Genomic DNA, 15,828 nt, shown 5'->3' with positions numbered 1-15,828 from the left:
CGGCGGCAGATATGACGAGGGGCCAGTAGTCAAATGCGCGGAAGGTCCGTGAGGGCAGTGAATCAAGCACCCCACGGCGGTAGGCGGTCACGCGGCGGTCCCCTGCAGTGCGGCGGCGTTCCGGGTCCTTGGAAGCTGGCGCCTTCCGGATTTCTTCCGGACAGTGTCCTGGATGCCCGACCTGAGGAAACGGGTGCCCGGCGGGCCCGCCGTCGTGAGCAGTTGCACCGCCTGCGGTTCGGCGGCGGCCAGTTCTCCAAGGTCCACGATGAGGCTGAAGTCCGGGGCGAGCGAGGCTGCGCGCCGCGCGACCGGGAGAAGTCCGCGAACGTTGCTAACGGTGAGTGCCCCGGTGGGGGTGACGGTGATGGTTCCGGAACCCAAGTCCAGGGCGACGGTGACATCCAGATTGCTGGTCATAGACAGAATCCCTCTACGAATCACGAGCGGCCGGCTGCCTGACCACTTCCCAGACTACAGGCTCCGGCGTGAGCTGAGTCACTTCTTCCTCTGCGGCTGCGTCATTCCGCCTGGTTCCGGGGCGAGGGTCTTTAGCCCCAGCCCGGCAGCGGTGGACGGGCATTTACCGGGAGCCCTCCAGATCCGCGCCGAACGCAAGGAACAGAAGGAAGAGAAGGGCCTCACCCCGGCGGACGCCGGCACCGCGAGGGACGGCGTCCGCCCGGCTCCGTCTTTTGGTACATCTTTTCAGGCTCGCGGGCCCGTGAGATCATGCCTTCATGGGTGAAATTACAGAACCACGGACGGGATCGCCCGCCACCCCGGGGCTCGCGAAGAGCACACATAGCCGGGGTCTTGACCGCTACGGAAACCCGGTTACAGAGCAGCTTCGCATTGTTGGCCAGCGGCGCCGGGAAGCCGAAGAAAAACTCGACCGGCACCTGCAGGACGCGCGCGTCAGGCACTGAACCTCCCCGGTCCACTGTCACCGGCAGCGCGGGGCCCGGCCCGGCCCGGGCGGGGCTGAGCGGAGGACGGGACTGAGCGGAGGGCAGCCCGGATGTGGGGCCCGCCAGATGTTTCAGTTTCGTCGAAAGCCTTTACGCAGCGCGGAGCCGACGGCGCAGCGCGGCCGCGGGACGCCAGCTCTGGCGGGGGCCCGGAACGCCCCGTAGACTCGAATGGACATGGCTGCCTCCGGCACGCCGTCGTGCCCGTCCGGTGGGAGTTCAATGAGGAATCCGATCCATCCGGCAGCCCTGCTCCCGCCATCAGGTGGGGTCCCCGCAGAGCTGCGCCAGCAGTATGCCAGCGCCGGCCATGAGCAGCTGGACTCCCGGGGGCTTGAGTTCCCCGCCGATCTGCGGCTGCCCGGCCTCAGCAGCCTGATCCAGGAGTCGTGGCTGCGCTCGGTCCAGCTGCAGGCCAACCCGGACAACCCCGAGGCCCCGCTGGCGATGGACCGCGAAGAACTCGAAGAGTACCGGCGCCAGCACCCCCTGGCCGCCATCATGCCCGTCATCCACAAGCTCCTGGTCCTGCCCAGCCACGACAGCGGCATGCTGGTGGCCGTGGGGGACGAGGTGGGCCGGCTGCTCTGGGTCGAGGGCGACGCCGAGATGCGGCGCCGGGCCGAGGGCATGATGTTCGTTCCCGGGGCGGACTGGTCAGAGGCCACCGTGGGCACCAGCGCCCCCGGCACCGCCCTGGCCCTGGGCCGCGGCATCCAGATTTCCGGCGCCGAACACTACAAACGCTCCGTCCACCCCTGGAGCTGCACGGCTGTTCCGTTCCACGATCCGGATTCCGGGGCCCTGCTGGGCGTCGTGGACATCACCGGGACCGAGTCCGCCGTCGCCCCGCACACCCTGTCACTGGTCGAGGCGACCGTGGCCGCCGCCCAGGCGCACCTCCGCGTGGAGCGGCTCCAGCTCGCTGCCGCCAAGCAGTCCTCGCCTTCCCGACGCCGGGGCCCGGCCTCCGCCGCGGCGGTCCGGGACGGGGACGGGCCGGCCGGCAGCCTGTACCGCAACAGCCTCCAGCTCCTCGGCCGGGACCAGGCGCTGCTCAGCATCGACGGCCGCACCGTGGCGCTGTCCGCGCGGCACAGCGAAATCCTGGCCCTGCTCAGCATGCACCCCGAAGGGCTCAACGCCGAGGAACTGTGCGACCTCCTGTACCCGGGCAACGCCTCCACCATGACGCTCCGGGCCGAGATGGTCCGGCTGCGCAAGGTCCTCCAGCAGCTCAACCCGGCCGCTGTGCCTCAGTCGCGCCCCTACCGGCTGCCGCTGGACCTGCTGCCGGACTCCGGCCAGGTCCTGAACTGCCTGCAGCGCGGCGCCCACCGGATCGCCCTGGAGATCTACCGCGGCGCGGTGCTGCCGCGCTCCGAGGCCCCCGGCATCGCCGAGCTGCGGACCCGGGTCTCCTCCCTGCTCCGCGAGGCGGTGCTGACCGACGGCAGCGCCGAGTCGCTCCTGCGCTATGCCGAGCTTCCCGAAGCCAGGGACGACGTCGAGGTCCGGATCGCGGCGCTGAAACTGCTGCCGCCGCGGTCGCCCAAGCGGGCCGCCATCGTCGCGGATCTGGAACGGCTCGAAACGGAACTCAGCGCCTGACCCGCCGTTTCCCGCGGCAGTGAGCCAGGCCACTCCGCGGGAGTGGGCCCGGTCACTCCGGCAGGGTGACCCGGATCACTTGCCTGCAACCTGACTGCAACCTCCCCGCTCCTAGGCTGAACGCATAGGCGGCGCCGACTACCGGCCGCCACCATCTTGCACAGCAAAGGAGCTGCAATGACTGTCTACGCACAGCCCGGTACCGAGGGCTCGAAGGTCACCTTCAAGGACCGCTATGAGAACTGGATCGGCGGCGAGTGGGTCGCACCGGTCAAGGGCCAGTACTTTGAGAACATCACCCCCGTCACCGGCAAGGCCTTCTGTGAGGTCGCCCGCGGCACCGCCGAGGACATTGAGCTGGCGCTGGACGCCGCCCACAAGGTTGCCCCCTCCTGGGGCAAGACCTCCGTCGCCGAGCGCGCCGCCATCCTGAACAAGATCGCCGACCGGATCGACGAAAACCTCGAGATGCTCGCCGTCGCCGAATCCTGGGACAACGGCAAGCCGATCCGCGAAACCCTCAACGCGGACATTCCGCTCGCCGCCGACCACTTCCGTTACTTCGCCTCCGCCGTCCGCGCCCAGGAAGGCCGGCTCTCCCAGCTCGACGACGACACCACCGCCTACCACTACCACGAGCCGCTCGGCGTCGTCGGCCAGATCATCCCCTGGAACTTCCCGATCCTGATGGCCGTCTGGAAGCTTGCCCCGGCACTCGCCGCCGGCAACGCCGTCGTCCTCAAGCCGGCCGAGCAGACCCCGTCCTCGATCCTGGTCCTGATGGAACTCATCGGCGACCTGCTGCCGGCCGGCGTCCTTAACGTGGTCAATGGCTTCGGCGTCGAGGCCGGCAAGCCGCTGGCCTCCAGCCCCCGGATCCGGAAAATCGCGTTCACCGGCGAAACCTCCACCGGCCGCCTGATCAGCCAGTACGCCAGCCAGAACCTGATCCCGGTCACGCTGGAACTGGGCGGCAAGAGCCCCAACATCTTCTTCAACGACGTCGCCGAGAACACCGACGACGCGTTCTACGACAAGGCCCAGGAAGGCTTCGCGCTCTTCGCCTTCAACCAGGGTGAAGTGTGCACCTGCCCCTCCCGCGCCCTGGTCCAGGAGGACATCTACGATTCCTTCATGGCCGACGCCGTGGCCCGGGTCGAGAAGATCATCCAGGGCAACCCGCTGGACACCGAAACCCAGCTTGGCGCCCAGGCCTCCAACGACCAGCTGGAAAAGATCCTCTCCTACATCGACATCGGCAAGCAGGAGGGGGCCAAGATCCTCACCGGCGGCGCCCGGGCCGAGCTGCCCGGGGACCTGGCCGGCGGCTACTACGTCCAGCCGACCATCTTCGAGGGCCACAACAAGATGCGGATCTTCCAGGAGGAAATCTTCGGCCCGGTTGTGTCCGTGACCCGCTTCAGCGACTACAACGACGCCATGGGCATCGCCAACGACACTCTCTACGGCCTCGGCGCCGGCGTCTGGTCCCGTAACGGCAACGTCGCGTACCGCGCCGGCCGCGAGATCCAGGCCGGACGCGTGTGGGTGAACAACTACCACGCCTACCCGGCGGGCGCAGCGTTCGGCGGCTACAAGTCCTCCGGCATCGGACGCGAGAACCACTCGATGATGCTGGACCACTACCAGCAGACCAAGAACCTCCTGGTCAGCTACAACGAGAACAAGCTCGGCTTCTTCTAAGCCGCACCAGGCCGGGCGGGGCGGATCACGTTTGATCCGCCCCGCCCGCACCACCAGTGCACCCACGCGCAAGGACGCCGTGCACCCTCCTAGCAGCACCCAGGCTCGATGACGCAAGGATTTCGCTATGACGACGACAACGACGACGACGACAATGCAGGCCGCGGTAGTAACCGAATTCGGCAAGGATCTGCAGATCCAGACGCTCCCCGTGCCAGTGCCGGGACGGGGTGAGGCCCTGGTCAAGGTCCTGACCACCGGCGTCTGCCACACCGACCTCCACGCCGCGGAAGGCGATTGGCCGGTCAAGCCGACCCCGCCGTTTATCCCCGGCCACGAAGGAGTCGGCGAGGTGGTTGCCCTCGGCGAGGGCGTCACCGACCTGGCCGTCGGAGACCTCGTCGGCAATGCCTGGCTCTGGTCCGCCTGCGGTGATTGCCAGTACTGCCGTACCGGTTGGGAAACCCTGTGCGAAGCGCAGCAGAACGCCGGCTACAGCGTTGACGGTTCCTTCGGCGAATACATGCTCGTGGACACACGCTTCGCGGCCAGGATCCCGGCCGGCTCGGACCCCGTGGAGGTGGCCCCGGTGCTCTGCGCCGGAGTGACCGTCTACAAGGGACTCAAAATGACCGAGGCCCGCCCCGGCCAGTGGGTCACGATCTCTGGCATCGGCGGACTCGGCCACATCGCCGTGCAGTATGCGGTGGCCATGGGCCTGCGGGTTGCAGCGGTGGACATCGCCGACGACAAACTCGCCCTTGCCAAAAAGCACGGTGCGGAACTGACCGTCAATGCCCTGCACGAAGATCCCGCTGAAGTCATCCAGCGCGAAACCGGAGGTTGCCATGGAGTCCTGGTCACGGCTGTGCACCCGTCAGCATTCGGCCAGGCGATCGGGATGGCCCGCCGCGGCGGAACGATTGTGTTCAACGGCCTGCCGCCGGGCGACTTTCCGGCGCCGATCTTTGAGATTGTGCTCAAGGGCCTGACAGTCCGCGGCTCCATCGTCGGAACCCGGCAGGACCTGGAGGAGGCCCTGGACTTCTATGCCCAGGGCAAGATCCACCCCACCGTCTCCACCCGGGAGCTCTCCGACGTCAACGCCGTCCTTGACGAAATGAAGCACGCCAAAATCGACGGCCGCGTCGTCATCAAGTACTGACACAATCAAGTACTGACGAAGTAAAGGACCCTGATGCCACAGTTAAAGCTCGACGCCGCCGTGACCCTTCCCGGGGAGGATTTCTCCCGGGTGGCGCTCACCCCGGAAGCGGTGGAACTGCTGCGCACGCTGTGGCTCCAGCACGGACCGCTGATGTTCCATCAGTCCGGCGGCTGCTGCGACGGATCCTCACCGATGTGTTACCCCGCCGGGGAGTTCATCACCGGGGACTCCGATGTGATGCTGGGCCTGTTTGATATTTCCGATGCCCTGCTGCCGCAGCCGATTGGGTTCTGGATGTCCAAGGAACAGTTCAACTACTGGAGCCACACCCACCTGACCGTGGACGTGGTTCCGGGCCGGGGGAGCGGCTTCTCGGTGGAGGCGCCTGAAGGAAAACGGTTCCTGATCCGGTCCACGCTGATGGACTGGCCGGTCTAAGGCCGGTCGAAAGCCGCTCTACACCGGGGCGGACGACGCGCGGGCGGGCCGTGCAGGGAAACCTGCACGGCCCGCTTTTTCGTCTCATCATGCGGGACAGATCGAGACGTCCAGTGGACGGACACTAATCTGGATAGGTCTGTTTCCCACAAGCTACTGAGATTTTGGATTTTCCTATGAACTTATTCCGGACCAAAACGATCGAGCAGTCCATGTCGGACGCCGATGAACCCGGCCGTCAGCTGAAGCGCTCGCTCAGCTCCTGGGACCTGATGATCATGGGCGTCGCCGTCGCCGTCGGCGCCGGCATCTTCTCGGTCGGCGCCAAGGCTGCAGCGAACTTCGCCGGCCCGGCAGTGACCCTTTCCTTCGCCATCGCCGCCGTCACGTGCGCGCTGGCGATCATGTGCTACGCCGAGTTCGCCACGGCCATCCCCGTCGCCGGCTCCGCCTATGTCTTCACCTACGCCACCATGGGCGAGTTGCTTGCCTGGATCATCGGCTGGAACCTCATCCTGGAGCTGTTCACCGCCGGCGCGGTGATCGCCAAGTACTGGGGCATCTACCTCAGCAAGGTGTTCGCGCTCATGGGCGTGGACATTCCGCCGTCGATCCCGCTGGGCGGCGTGGATCTTTACTGGGGTGCCTTCCTGATCGTCGCCGTGTTCACCGCGCTGCTGGTGATGGGGACGAAGCTGTCAGCCCGCGTCGGCAACATCTTCACGCTGATCAAGATCGGCGTCGTGCTCTTTGTGATCGTGGTCGGCTTCAGCTACGTGAAGTTTGAGAACTACGCCCCGTTCATTCCGGCCTCCGAGCCGACCGGCGGCACCGGCGCCGCCGACGTCATGAAGCAGTCCCTCTTCGGCTTCCTCTCCGGCGCTGCCCCGGCGCAGTACGGCACCCTCGGCATCTTCGCCGGCGCCGCCCTGGTCTTCTTCGCCTTCATCGGCTTTGACGTGGTGGCCACCTCGGCCGAGGAAGTCAAGAACCCGCAGAAGACCCTGCCCCGCGGCATCTTTGGCGGGCTCGCCGTCGTCACGGTGCTCTACATCCTGGTGTCCCTGGCGCTGACCGGCATGGTGTCCTACACCGAGCTGGCCGAGGCCGAGAACCCGACCCTCACCACGGCGTTTGAGGCCGTGGGCAACACCGACGCCGCCAAGATCATTGCCTTCGGCTCCCTTGTGGGCCTGACCACGGTGATCATGGTGCTGCTGATGGGCCTCTCCCGCGTGGTGCTGGCCATGAGCCGCGACGGACTGCTGCCGCGCTCGCTGTCCAGGACCAGCACCATCCGTGCGACGCCGGTCCGCCTGCAGATCATCTGCGGCGCCGGCGTGGCGGTTGTCGCCGGGCTCACCAACGTGGACCTGCTCGAAGAGATGATCAACATCGGGACGCTGTCCGCGTTCGTGACGGTGAGCATCGGCGTGCTGGTGCTGCGCAAGAAGCGCCCGGACCTGAAGCCCGCCTTCCGGGTGCCGTTCGGAAAGGTGCTCCCGATCGTCTCGGCCGTCCTGTGCCTGTACCTCATGACCAACCTGGCCGTGGAGACCTGGATCTTCTTCGCCGTATGGCTCGTGATCGGCGTGGTCATCTACTTCTCCTACGGCCAGCGCCACTCCCGGCTGAACGAGAGGTTCGCCGAGGCCAAGGCCTCGGTCAACGGCCCCGCCGCCAAGGACGCGGCCGACGCGGACGATGCCGAGGCGCGCCAGGACTCCCTCAGCCGTTCCTGACCGGCGGGCGTCCGGTCCCGAAGCACCGAAGTCGCCGGAGCAGTGCCCATTCGCTGAAAGCTTCTAGCGTCCGGGCACGGCTCCGGCGACTTCGGCGTTGGACCGGCCCCCACCGGCACGCCCTCGCCGCCCCGTCTCATAGCTGTAACAATGATTCCAGTGTGGTTGACCTCACATTATGTTTAGAACAGACTTAATTTGAACGTCTGTTCGAACAGCGAACATTTGCGGCTTGGGGGCTTGTCACTCCCACGCCATTGGGCACATAGGAGTGAACATGAAACGTCGTTTTATTGCCGTCCTGGCAGCCGCCTCCGTTCTGGGACTGTCGGCCTGCGGAAGCGGCTCGCCCAGTTCCACCGGAGGCGGGACCGCCACCGGCACCGCCGGCAGAGCTTCGGACCTGACCAAGGTCAGCGTCGGTGTCATTCCGATCGTCGACTGCGCACCCATCTACCTCGGTGACAAGCAGGGCTTCTTCAAGGAAGAGGGACTCCAGCTCGACATCCAGACCGCAACCGGCGGCGCGGCAATCGTCCCCGGCATCGTCAGCGGCAGCTTCGACTTTGCCTTCTCCAACCTGATCTCGGTCATGGTCGCCAAGGACAAGGGCCTTGACCTGAAGTTCGTCGCCAATGGTGCCTCCACCACCGGCGAAGTCGGCAAGGACATCGGCGGAGTCGTCGTACCGGCCGGGTCGGACATCCAGTCCGCGAAGGACCTCGCCGGCAAGAGGGTCTCGGTGAACAACCTCTCCAACATCGGCGACACCACCATCAAGTCGGTCGTCGAAAAGGACGGCGGCGACCCGCAGAGCGTGAAGTTCGTGGAGGTGGCCTTCCCGGACGCCCCGGCGGCCCTGGCCAACAAGCAGGTTGACGCGGCGTGGATCCTCGAGCCCTTCCTGTCCAAGGCCGTGGCCGAAGGCGGCAAGGTCGTTTCCTGGAACTTCGTCGAGATGAGCCCGGAACTGGACATCGCCGGCTACTTCACCAAGGCTGACACCATCAAGGGCAAGGCCGAGCTGACCGAAAAGTTCACCCGCGCCATGAACAAGTCGCTCGAATACGCGCAGCTGCACCCGCAGGAGGTCCGCGACATCGTGGGCACCTACACCAAGATCGACGAGGCCGCCCGGGCCAAGATCGTGCTGCCGCAGTACCGTGTTGAATTCAACAAGGACGCGTTCAACACCCTCGGCGAAGCTGCCGCCAAGTACGGCACGCTCACCAAAGCACCGAACGCAGACGAACTCCTCCCGTGAGTTCCACGACCCTGACCTCCGGCGGTGCCGCCCCCGGCGCGGAGCGGCCCCGCCGGCAGGCCCGCAAGATGCCAACCAAACAACTGCTCGGCGTCGCGGGGATCCTCGGGTTCCTGCTCACCTGGGAGCTTATTCCCCGGCTCGGCATCATCGACGCACGCTATCTGCCGCCCGCCAGTGAGGTCATTGCCGCCCTGCTGCTCGACTTTGGGCTCACCGCCTTCTGGGTGTCGGTCGGCGAGACCATGAAGGCCTGGTTCCTGGGCCTGCTGATCGCCGTGGTGGCTGCCGTGCTGCTGGGCTTCATCATCGGCTCCAGCAGCTTCCTGCGGAAGGCCACCAACTCCACGGTCGAATTCCTGCGCCCGATCCCGTCGGTCGCCCTGATTCCGCTGGCCGTGCTGCTCTTCGGGGTGAAGATCGAGTCATCGCTGCTGCTGATCGTGTACGCCTCCTTCTGGCAGATCCTGATCCAGGTGCTCTACGGCGTGGCCGACGTCGACATGGTCGCCAACAACACGGCCAAAACCTACGGCCTGGGCCCGATGGCCCGGATCCGCTACGTCGTCTTTCCCACCGCCCTGCCCTACCTGATGACCGGAGTACGGCTCGCCGGCGCGGTGGCGCTGGTCCTGGCCATCACGGCCGAACTCGTGATCGGCTCCCCGGGATTGGGACGGGAAATCGCCCTCGCCCAGTCCGGCGGCGCCATCTCCGGCATGTACGCCCTGGTGCTCGCCACCGGCCTGATCGGTGTGCTGATCAATATGCTGATGCGCTTTATCGAAAAGAAGACCCTGGCCTGGCACTCGTCGGTCCGGTCCGAGGTGATCGTATGAAGACCCTGAAGAATATCGGCTACATCCTGGGTCTGCCCGTGATCCTGGTCCTGATCTGGTGGGCCTCCACCCTGGGGACGGTCAACTTCTACGTCCCCACGCCCGCCCGCCTGGTCGAAACGTTCGGCAAGGTCTGGTTCAGTGAGCGCTTCTTCACGGACGTGCTGCCCAGCGTCGGGCGGCTCGTGGTTGGCGTCGTCGTCGCGATCGTGATCGGCGTCGTCGGCGGCGTCCTGATCGGATCGATCCGCTGGCTCCGGTCACTGCTGGAACCGACGCTGGAGTTCTTCCGCGCCATCCCGCCGCCGGTCCTGGTGCCGGTGCTGATCCTGCTGATGGGCATCACCGACTCCATGAAGATCGCGGTGATCATCTCCGGCTGCGTCTGGCCGGTACTGCTGAACACGATCGAGGGCGTCCGCGCCGTCGACCCGGTGCTTTCCGACTCCACCCACACCTACGGCATCGACGGCTGGGCCCGCGTCCGGTACCTGGTGCTGCCGTCCGCCAGCCCCCAGATCATGGCCGGCGTCCGCCAGTCCATGTCCCTGGGTCTGATCCTGATGGTGATTTCCGAAATGTTCGCCTCGTCCTCGGGGCTTGGCTTCACCATCGTCCAGTTCCAGCGTTCCTTCTCCATTCCGGAGATGTGGTCCGGCATTATCGTGCTCGGCCTGCTGGGTGTGGGCATGTCATTCATCTTCCAGTGGGCCGAGCGGAATATCCTGCGCTGGTACCACGGCCAGAAAGAGGTAGAAAATGCAGCCTGACTCAACTCATGCGGCCCCGGAAGCGATGCTCTCCGTCCGCGGGCTGAAGAAGGTCTACCAGACCGACGGCGGCGACGTGGAAGCCGTGCGGAACCTGACCTTCGACCTGCGCGCCGGGGAACTCGCCTGCCTCGTGGGGCCCTCCGGCTCCGGCAAGACCACACTGCTCAAGTGCATCTCCGGGCTGATGGCCCCGACCGAGGGCGAAGTGCTCCTGGACGGCAAGCGCGTGGTGGGCCCGCCGAAGAAGATGGCCGTGGTGTTCCAGGAATACGGCCGCTCGCTGTTCCCCTGGATGCGGGTCCGCGACAACGTGGAACTGCCGCTGAAAAACCAGGGCGTCCCGAAGGCCGAACGCGACAAGCTCGTGGACGAGGCGCTGGAGGCCGTGGGCCTGTCCCACGTCCCGCGGTCCTACCCCTGGCAGCTCTCGGGCGGCATGCAGCAGCGCGTGGCGATTGCCCGCGCCATCGCGTACCAGCCCGAGGTCCTGCTGATGGATGAGCCGTTCGCGGCCGTGGACGCCCAGACCCGGGCGGACCTGGAGGACCTGATCCGCACCGTGTGGAAGAAGCTGGGCATCACCGTCCTGTTCGTCACCCACGACATCGACGAATCCGTCTACCTCGGCGAGCGGGTCATCATCCTCTCCAGCTCCCCGACGGTGGTCCAGGAAGACATCACCATCGACCTGCCCGAGGAGCGCGATCAGCTGGAGACCCGGTCCCTGCCGCGCTTCACCGAACTGCGCCACCACGTCTACGAGCAGATCCAGCTCGCCAAGAAGGGCCACCGCCCGGCTGCTGCGGGAACGTCCGGAGCGGGCTCGACGCCGGCACCCGCCGCCGGCGCGGATGTCGCCTGAGCGGTAGCGCACAGAAAAAACAACCCGCCACGGATGATCCGTGGCGGGTTGTTTCCGTTCGTGCGGAGCTGGCTAGCCGATCTTGTTGGCTGCCTCGGCGTCGGAGACGGCCGCGGCCGCGCCCAGGTTGGCCCGCAGCTTGGCGCCGAGTTCGGCGTCGACGTTGGTCCAGTACTGGATGGCGCGTTCCTTGATGGCGGGGTTCTGCACGCCGCCCACGGCACCGGTGATGGTGTCGAGGAAGCGGGCCTTTGCGGCCTCGTCAAAGACATCGCGGTACAGCGTGCCGGCCTGGCCGAAGTCGCTGTCCTCGGAGTGCAGGGTCGCGGCGGAGCGCACCAGCGCGCCGTCGAACTCCCAGGAACCCTCGGCCGCGCGGGCCGGGTCGGCCACGGGTCCGCCGAAGGAATTCGGGGCGTAGACCGGGGCGGTCGCCGGCTTGTAGCCGTGGCGCAGCGAGCCGTCCTGCGAGTAGTTGTTCACCGGCGAGATCGGCCGGTTGACCGGCAGCTCGTTGTAGTTGGTGCCGACGCGGTAGCGCTGGGCGTCCGGGTAGGAGAACACCCGTGCCGTCAGCATCTTGTCCGGGGAGATGTCGTGGCCCGGAACGACGTTCGCGGGGGACAGCGCGATCTGTTCGATCTCGCCGAAGAAGTTCTCCGGGTTCCGGTTCAGCTCGAAGCGGCCAACCTCGACCAGCGGGTAGTCCGCGTGCGGCCAGACCTTGGTCAGGTCGAACGGGTTGAAGCGGTACGTCTTGGCGTCCTCGTACGGCATGACCTGGACGTGCAGGTCCCAGCTCGGGAAGTTGCCCTCGGCGATGGCCTCGTAGAGGTCGCGGCGGTAGTAGTCGGCGTCGGCGCCGGCCAGCTGTTCGGCCTGCTCGCCGGTGATGTTGTGCTCGCCCTGGTTGGAGCGGAAGTGGTACTTGACCCAGAAGCGGGCGCCTTCGGCGTTCGTCCACAGGTAGGTGTGCGAGGAGAAGCCGTGCATCTCGCGCCAGGAGCGCGGCAGGCCGCGGTCACCCATGAGGTAGGTGACCTGGTGGGCCGACTCGGGGGAGAGGGTCCAGAAGTCCCACTGCATGTCGGCGTCGCGCAGGCCGGAGCCCGGCAGGCGCTTCTGCGAGTGGATGAAGTCCGGGAACTTAATGCCGTCCTTGATGAAGAACACGGGGGTGTTGTTGCCCACGATGTCCAGGTTGCCCTCGGGGGTGTAGAAACGGGTTGCGAAACCGCGGACGTCGCGCCAGGTGTCGGGGGAGCCCTGCTCGCCGGCCACGGAGGAGAAACGGATGGCCGTGCCCACCTGGGCGCCGGGCTGGAAGGCCGCCACGCGGGTGTAGCGGGAAACGTCGCCGGTCACCGTGAAGGTACCGAACGCGCCGCCGCCCTTGGCGTGCACAATGCGCTCCGGGATCCGCTCGCGGTTGAACTGTGCGAGCTTCTCGACCAGGTAGCGGTCGTGCAGCGCGGTGGCGCCGTCGGCGCCGGTGGTCAGCGAGTGCTCGTCGGAAGCGACGGGGGCACCGGTCTGGGTCGTGGTCGCGGTATGCGAGATGGGCGCGGAAAGGTTCGCAGTCATCATTCTCCTTTGTTGATTAATTGCTTTTCAGATGTGGAGGGAAGTTTTTGGGTGCGCTGGCAATCCTGGCAGATGCCCTGGTACAGGACGTCGGCGATCTGGATGGTCATCGGTGTGGAGTTCTCGTCCCAGCTCGGCGTCAGGCACGGCGCGTGGCCGACGGCGCATTCGACGTCCTCGACCCGGCCGCAGCTGATGCAGACGGCGTGGTGGTGGTTGTCCCCCACCCGCGTCTCGTAGAGGGCCGGGGAATGCGGGGGTTCGAAGCGGCGCAGCATCTGCAGGTCGGTCAGGTCGCCCAGGACCACGTAGACGGACTGCGCGGTCAGCTCGGGAAGGTCCTGGCGGGCAGCGGCGAGGATGTGCTCGGCGGGCGAATGCGGGTGATGCTCGACGGCGGTGAGCACGGCCAGCCGCTGTTTGGTCACCCGGCGGCCGTGGGCACGCAGGGCCGCAGCCCATGCTTCGTGGGTGCCCGCCGGATCCGTCATGCCCCTATTCAATCACCTATTATGAATCGATCGTAATAAGGCGCGACTTATTTCGCCGCCCCCGCCGGCCCGGGACGGTGACCCGTACACCGCCCGCGGCCCGGGACAGGGAGCGTCGACCGCGCGTCGCACATCGGCTTCGCCAGCCGGCCGACCGGGCGCCACTAGAGTATCCGGGTGGGGAAATATCTGGCGGACATCACGCCCTTGCGCGAGAGTCCGGCCTTCCGCCGCCTGTGGCTGGGATCAGCCGTCGCGGCCCTGGGCAGCCAGCTGACCCTTGTCGCCGTGAGCCTGGAGGTCTACCGGCTCACCCAGGACAGCCTCTACGTCGGGCTGCTGAGCATCTTTGCCCTGGTCCCGCTGGTTTTCGGCGGCCTGCTGGGCGGCTCGATCGCCGATGCCCATGACCGGCGCAAGGTGGCGCTGCTGGCCTCCTCGGTGCTGTGGCTGACCACCGCCTGCCTCGCCCTGCAGGCCTGGCTGCAGCTGGGGAACATCTGGCTGCTGTATGCCCTCGTGGCGGTGCAGAGCGGCGCGCAGGCGATCAACCAGCCGGCCCGCAGCGCCATCATCCCGGTGCTGGTCCGCAAGGAGCTCCTGCCCGCTGCCAACGCGCTGAGCATGATCAGCTTCGGGCTCACCCTGACGGCCGGGCCGCTGCTGGCCGGGCTGCTGGTGGCCACCGTCGGTTTCGCCTGGACCTACACCATTGACGTCGCCACGTTCGCCTTCGCCCTGTGGGCGCTGTTGAAGCTGCCCGCCATGCCGCCGGGGGAACATGCGCGGCCCGCGGGCCTGCGGTCCGTCGTCGAGGGCTTCCGCTTCCTGGGCACCCGCCCCAACCTGCGGATGACCTTCATCATCGACCTCGTCGCCATGATCCTGGCCCAGCCGCGGGCGCTGCTGCCCGCGATCGGCGCCCTGATGATCGGCGGCGGCGAAACCACGGTGGGGATCCTGCTGGCCTCCACCGCCGTCGGCGCGTTCCTGGCCGGACTGTTCTCCGGGCCGCTGGGGGCGGTGCGGCGGCAGGGGTCCGCCGTCGTCTGGTCCGTGATGGGCTGGGGCGCCTCGATTGCCGGCTTCGGCCTCGTCGTCGTCCTCGCCGGGGACTCGGGCGCCGGCGGCGTGACCTGGTGGCTGCTGCCTGCAGCCCTGTGCTGCGGGCTGGCCGGAATCGCCGACTCCGTCAGCGCCGTTTTCCGGACCACCATCCTGCAGGCGTCCGCGCCGGACCACCTGCGCGGCCGGCTGCAGGGCGTGTTCATTGTGGTGGTGGCGGGCGGACCAAGGGTGGGGGACATGCTCGCCGGCGGCGGGACTAGAATTCTAAGTGAAGGCTGGGTCCTGCTTTTGGGCGGCCTGTTGTGCATCGCGGTGGCCTGGGCCGTGGCGCACTGGCAGTCGGGCTTCCTGACATACGACGCGCGGAACCCGGTGCCGTAGCGGGACGTTTTCCGGGTGTGAGTCCCCAGCGGGACGACTTCAGGAGGAACAGTGCATAAGCATCACAACGGACTGAAGACCGCGGCCCTCTTTGGCGTGCTGTGGGCGGTGCTGCTGGGCCTCGGCGCGCTGATGGGGTCCAGTATGCGCAGTGCCGCGCCGATCTGGATCATGGCGCTGATCGGCGTCGCCACGACTGCCTACGGCTACTGGAACAGCGACAAAATCGCCATCCGCGCCATGCAGGCCTATCCCGTGACGGAGGCCGAGGCGCCCGAGCTGCACCGGATAGTCCGGGAGCTCTCCGCCGCAGCACAGCAGCCGATGCCGCGGATCTACCTCTCACCCACGATGGCCCCGAACGCCTTCGCGACGGGCCGGAACCCGCAGAACGCCGCGGTGTGCTGCACCGAAGGGATCCTCCGGCTGCTCGATGCCCGGGAACTCCGCGGCGTGCTCGGCCACGAACTGATGCACGTGTACAACCGGGACATCCTGACCTCCTCGGTGGCTGCCGCCGTCGCCGGCGTCATCACCTCCGTGGCGCAGATGCTGCTGTTCTTCGGCGGCGGGGACCGGCGCAGCGCCAACCCGCTCGCCGCGATCGCCATGGCGCTGCTGGCACCGTTTGCTGCCTCGCTGATCCAGATGGCCATCTCCCGCACCCGGGAGTTCGACGCCGACGAGGACGGCTCCAAGCTCACCGGAGACCCGCTGGCGCTAGCCTCCGCGCTGCGCAAGATCGAGCAGGGTGTGCAGCTGGCGCCGCTGCCGCAGGACCAGCGGCTGGTCAACGCCTCGCATCTGATGATCGCCAATCCGTTCCGCGGCGGCGGGGTCGCGAAAATGTTCTCGACGCACCCGCCGGTGAGCGAGCGGATCGGCCGGCTGGAGCGGATGGCCGGGCGGCAGCTGGGCTAGCCCGCAGGCGC

General features: G+C 67.1%; 14 protein-coding genes. 11 read left to right on the top strand and 3 right to left on the bottom strand.

The features are described 5' to 3' along the window. Window positions 1-87: 87 nt before the first annotated feature. Window positions 88-420 (bottom strand): hypothetical protein, encoded by a 333-nt coding sequence (locus ASPU41_RS01485; RefSeq protein ID WP_069949407.1) that lies wholly within the window; start codon window positions 418-420, stop codon window positions 88-90. A gap of 773 nt (window positions 421-1,193) precedes the next feature. Between ASPU41_RS01485 and ASPU41_RS01480 the strand changes: the two genes are divergently transcribed. The 9 genes from ASPU41_RS01480 (at window position 1,194) to ASPU41_RS01440 (ending at window position 11,372) form a co-directional block, all read left to right on the top strand. Further along, a complete protein-coding gene (locus tag ASPU41_RS01480) occupies window positions 1,194-2,582 on the top strand; it encodes a GAF domain-containing protein (RefSeq protein ID WP_069949406.1) in 1,389 nt (462 codons plus the stop codon). 177 nt (window positions 2,583-2,759) lie between these two features. Further along, window positions 2,760-4,286 (top strand): acetaldehyde dehydrogenase ExaC, encoded by a 1,527-nt coding sequence (gene exaC, locus ASPU41_RS01475; protein ID WP_069949405.1) that lies wholly within the window; start codon window positions 2,760-2,762, stop codon window positions 4,284-4,286. A 154-nt stretch (window positions 4,287-4,440) separates the two neighbouring features. Further along, a complete protein-coding gene (gene adhP, locus ASPU41_RS01470) occupies window positions 4,441-5,451 on the top strand; it encodes an alcohol dehydrogenase AdhP (RefSeq protein WP_069949404.1) in 1,011 nt (336 codons plus the stop codon). 33 nt (window positions 5,452-5,484) lie between these two features. Continuing rightward, a complete protein-coding gene (locus tag ASPU41_RS01465) occupies window positions 5,485-5,892 on the top strand; it encodes a DUF779 domain-containing protein (protein ID WP_069949403.1) in 408 nt (135 codons plus the stop codon). 176 nt (window positions 5,893-6,068) lie between these two features. Then, window positions 6,069-7,634, top strand: coding sequence for an APC family permease (locus ASPU41_RS01460; RefSeq protein ID WP_069949402.1), 1,566 nt, complete (start codon window positions 6,069-6,071; stop codon window positions 7,632-7,634). 277 nt (window positions 7,635-7,911) lie between these two features. After that, complete coding sequence (locus tag ASPU41_RS01455; RefSeq protein ID WP_069949401.1) at window positions 7,912-8,898, top strand: ABC transporter substrate-binding protein; 987 nt, start codon at window positions 7,912-7,914, stop codon at window positions 8,896-8,898. Further along, window positions 8,895-9,737 carry an ABC transporter permease gene (locus ASPU41_RS01450; protein ID WP_069949400.1) on the top strand — a complete coding sequence of 281 codons (843 nt, stop codon included), beginning with the start codon at window positions 8,895-8,897 and terminating at the stop codon, window positions 9,735-9,737. Before ASPU41_RS01455 ends, ASPU41_RS01450 begins: the two co-directional genes overlap by 4 nt. Further along, window positions 9,734-10,507, top strand: coding sequence for an ABC transporter permease (locus ASPU41_RS01445; protein WP_069949399.1), 774 nt, complete (start codon window positions 9,734-9,736; stop codon window positions 10,505-10,507). Before ASPU41_RS01450 ends, ASPU41_RS01445 begins: the two co-directional genes overlap by 4 nt. Then, window positions 10,497-11,372 (top strand): ABC transporter ATP-binding protein, encoded by an 876-nt coding sequence (locus ASPU41_RS01440; RefSeq protein ID WP_069949398.1) that lies wholly within the window; start codon window positions 10,497-10,499, stop codon window positions 11,370-11,372. Before ASPU41_RS01445 ends, ASPU41_RS01440 begins: the two co-directional genes overlap by 11 nt. A gap of 72 nt (window positions 11,373-11,444) precedes the next feature. On the opposite strand, the gene ASPU41_RS01435 is transcribed toward ASPU41_RS01440, so the two are convergent. After that, the gene (locus ASPU41_RS01435) at window positions 11,445-12,956 is read right to left on the bottom strand and encodes a catalase (RefSeq protein ID WP_069949397.1); all 1,512 of its coding nucleotides are present in this window, start codon (window positions 12,954-12,956) and stop codon (window positions 11,445-11,447) included. Beyond that, window positions 12,956-13,447: a Fur family transcriptional regulator gene (locus tag ASPU41_RS01430; RefSeq protein WP_069949396.1), complete on the bottom strand. Its 492-nt coding sequence runs from the start codon at window positions 13,445-13,447 to the stop codon at window positions 12,956-12,958. The genes ASPU41_RS01435 and ASPU41_RS01430 overlap by 1 nt, the downstream gene beginning before the upstream one ends. A 177-nt stretch (window positions 13,448-13,624) precedes the next feature. On the opposite strand from ASPU41_RS01430, the gene ASPU41_RS01425 reads away from it, so the two are divergent. Beyond that, window positions 13,625-14,896, top strand: coding sequence for an MFS transporter (locus tag ASPU41_RS01425; protein ID WP_069949395.1), 1,272 nt, complete (start codon window positions 13,625-13,627; stop codon window positions 14,894-14,896). Between the two features lie 51 nt (window positions 14,897-14,947). Beyond that, the gene (gene htpX, locus ASPU41_RS01420; RefSeq protein ID WP_069949394.1) at window positions 14,948-15,817 is read left to right on the top strand and encodes a zinc metalloprotease HtpX; all 870 of its coding nucleotides are present in this window, start codon (window positions 14,948-14,950) and stop codon (window positions 15,815-15,817) included. Window positions 15,818-15,828: the final 11 nt, after the last annotated feature.

The organism is Arthrobacter sp. U41, assembly GCF_001750145.1.
GTDB lineage: Bacteria > Actinomycetota > Actinomycetes > Actinomycetales > Micrococcaceae > Arthrobacter.
Note: the sequence above shows the minus strand (reverse complement) of the source record. Positions and strands in the feature narration are given on the sequence as shown.